3 protein-coding genes are annotated in these 2,542 nt (G+C 59.1%); 2 read left to right on the forward strand and 1 reads right to left on the reverse strand.

All coding sequences use genetic code 11. The features are described 5' to 3' along the window. Positions 1-771 (reverse strand): NAD(P)/FAD-dependent oxidoreductase (locus tag ADADOO_RS11750; RefSeq protein WP_511277693.1); only part of this gene is annotated, 771 nt, incomplete at its 3' end. A 127-nt stretch (positions 772-898) separates the two neighbouring features. Here ADADOO_RS11750 and ADADOO_RS11755 point away from each other — a divergent pair. Both ADADOO_RS11755 and ADADOO_RS11760 read left to right on the forward strand, forming a co-directional pair. Beyond that, positions 899-1,564 carry a Crp/Fnr family transcriptional regulator gene (locus tag ADADOO_RS11755; protein WP_511277694.1) on the forward strand — a complete coding sequence of 222 codons (666 nt, stop codon included), beginning with the start codon at positions 899-901 and terminating at the stop codon, positions 1,562-1,564. Between the two features lie 14 nt (positions 1,565-1,578). Further along, a partial coding sequence (locus ADADOO_RS11760; RefSeq protein WP_511277695.1) for a DNA translocase FtsK 4TM domain-containing protein occupies positions 1,579-2,542 on the forward strand: 964 nt, incomplete at its 3' end.

A 2,542-nucleotide genomic window follows, 5' to 3' on the forward strand; every position in this document is an offset into this window, starting at 1 on the left:
GAGTTGACCGGCAAAGATGTCGGTATTCGGTTTGTGGCCGATGGCGATGAAAACGCCGTGTACCGACACTTCCTGGGAGGCGCCGGTTTCCTTGTTCTTGACGCGCAGGCCGGTAACACCGGAATCATCGCCAAGAATTTCATCGAGTGTCGTGTTGTACAGGATGCTGATCTTGCCTTCAGCCTCTTTCTTGAACAGCTTGTCCTGCATGATCTTTTCGGCCTTGAATTTTTCGCGGCGATGGATCAGTGTCACATGGCTGGCAATATTGGCCAGGTAAAGTGCTTCCTCGACGGCCGTATTACCGCCGCCGACAACGGCGACCGGCTTGTTGCGGTAGAAAAAGCCGTCGCAGGTAGCGCAGGCCGACACACCCTTGCCCATGAACGTTTCTTCGGAAGGCAGACCCAAATACTGGGCGGAGGCGCCGGTCGAGATGATCAGGGCATCGCAGGTGTAGGTGCCGGCGTCGCCGATCAGGGTGAAGGGCTTTTCGGTCAGTTTGGCGGTATGAATGTGGTCAAAGACGATGTCGGTTTCGAAGCGCCGGGCGTGGGCCTCGAAACGGGCCATCAGGTCGGGTCCCTGGACGCCGTCGGTATCGGCCGGCCAGTTGTCGACTTCGGTCGTCGTCATGAGTTGGCCGCCCTGGGCCATGCCGGTGATGAGCACCGGCTTAAGATTGGCGCGGGCGGCATAAACGGCGGCGGTATAGCCGGCCGGGCCGGAACCGAGGATGATAAGGGGAGTGTGGCGGGTATTCTGGGACATGACGATCCTCTGGGTGACTGATCGGAAAATTATAGCGTTGTCTGGGCTTCCAATTTTCCCAAGTTCCTATGTAAATTGGGAAAGCAGTTTATAATTGTGTCGTAACTCTATGAACGGAAACTGATTTATGGCAACTACCCCGTGCGGTTTAAGTCTGGTGGTCTTGCGCAATGTTCCCTTGTTTTCCGGGCTGGATGAGCTTGAGCTGGAAAAACTATCCAGGGTGGCCGGGCGCAAGCGCGTTGAGCGTCATGCGTCTGTCGTGCGGGCTGGCGATAGTACGGATTCGTTGTATGTTCTGATCAGCGGGCGGGCCAAGGTCACCAACACCGACGAAGAAGGCCGCGAGATCATTCTTGCCTGGCTCGGCCCCGGCGAGTTCTTTGGTGAAATGGGCCTGATCGACGGCAGTCCGCGCTCGGCCAACGTGGTCGCCGCCGAGGCCTGCGAGTTGCTGTTTCTCGACAAGGATTCCCTGCAGCGCTGCATGCAGGATAATTTCCAGGTCGCGCAGAAGTTGATGAAGATTCTTGTCCTGCGCTTGCGCGAGGCTGATCGCAAGATCGAAAGCCTCGCCCTGCTGGACGTTTATGGCCGTGTGGCCCGTCTCCTGCTCGATATGTCGGAGGTCGTGGACGGCAATCGTATGGTGAAGAAAAAGATGTCGAAGCAGGATATGGCGAAAATGATTGGTGCATCGCGCGAAATGGTCAGCAAGGTTATGCGCGATCTGGAATTGAGCGGTTACATCCGTTATGAGAATGACGTTCTGGTCATTCCCGGGGTCGCCTGACGGTGGGTGCCCGGATGGTGAATCGGGCGGCGGCGCCTAGCCCGCTGCCGGAGAAGATCGGCTCCTTGCTGCAGGAGTCGCGCTGGTTGGGTGTCGGTGCTGTTGCCTTGTTCCTGACCATGGCGCTGTGGGGGTTCAGCAAGGAAGATCCGGGTTGGTCGCATGCCGTTGGCTCGGCCACCCTGCACAATCCGGCTGGTCGCGCCGGGGCGTGGATCGCCGATCTGATGCTTTACATATTTGGGCTGTCCGCCTGGTGGTGGATCGTTCTGCTCGGCATGCTCGTGTGGTGGGGTTTCCGCAAATACCATTCACCTGAAGAGCACAAGCAGCACCCGCTGTTCTTTGCGCTGGGCGGCTTTTCGTTTCTGCTGGTGGCCAGTTCATCGCTTGAGGCGCTGCGTTTTTATTCGCTGAAGGCGGCGTTGCCGCTGGCGCCGGGTGGCATGCTCGGCATCGAGCTTGGCCGCCTGCTATCCACCCAGTTGGGCTACACCGGTTCGACACTGTTCTTGCTCGCCGCGATGGCGGCTGGCTGGAGCATCTTCTCGGGCATGTCCTGGGTCTGGGCCTTCGAGCAACTCGGCATTTTCCTGGAAAGTTTTCTCGGTTTCTTCTACGGCCGCGTCGATGCCTGGCGCGACCGGCAGATCGGCAAGGAAGTCGCGCAGAAACGTGAAGTCGTCGTCAAGGAAGAAAAGCAGCGCGTCGAATTGCACGATCCGATCATCATCGAAACGCCGCCACCCGAGGTGCCGGTGTCGAAAAAGGCCGAAGCGCGCATCGAGCGCGAAAAGCAGGTGGCCTTGTTCCCCGAAGCGATCTTCGGCGGCCAGTTGCCGCCGCTGCATCTGCTCGACCCGGCGCCGCCGGCGACCGAGACGGTCAGCGCCGAAACCCTCGAATATACTTCCCGGTTGATTGAGCGCAAGCTGGCCGACTTCGGCGTCCAGGTCAAGGTCCTGGCGGCGATGCCCG

It is taken from the genome of Azonexus sp., assembly GCF_036170495.1.
Lineage (GTDB): Bacteria > Pseudomonadota > Gammaproteobacteria > Burkholderiales > Rhodocyclaceae > Azonexus.

Excerpts from the sequence above, each read along its gene's own strand:
- ADADOO_RS11755 (WP_511277694.1), top strand. The coding sequence starts at position 899 with ATGGCAACTACCCCGTGCGGTTTAAGTCTGGTGGTCTTGCGCAATGTT.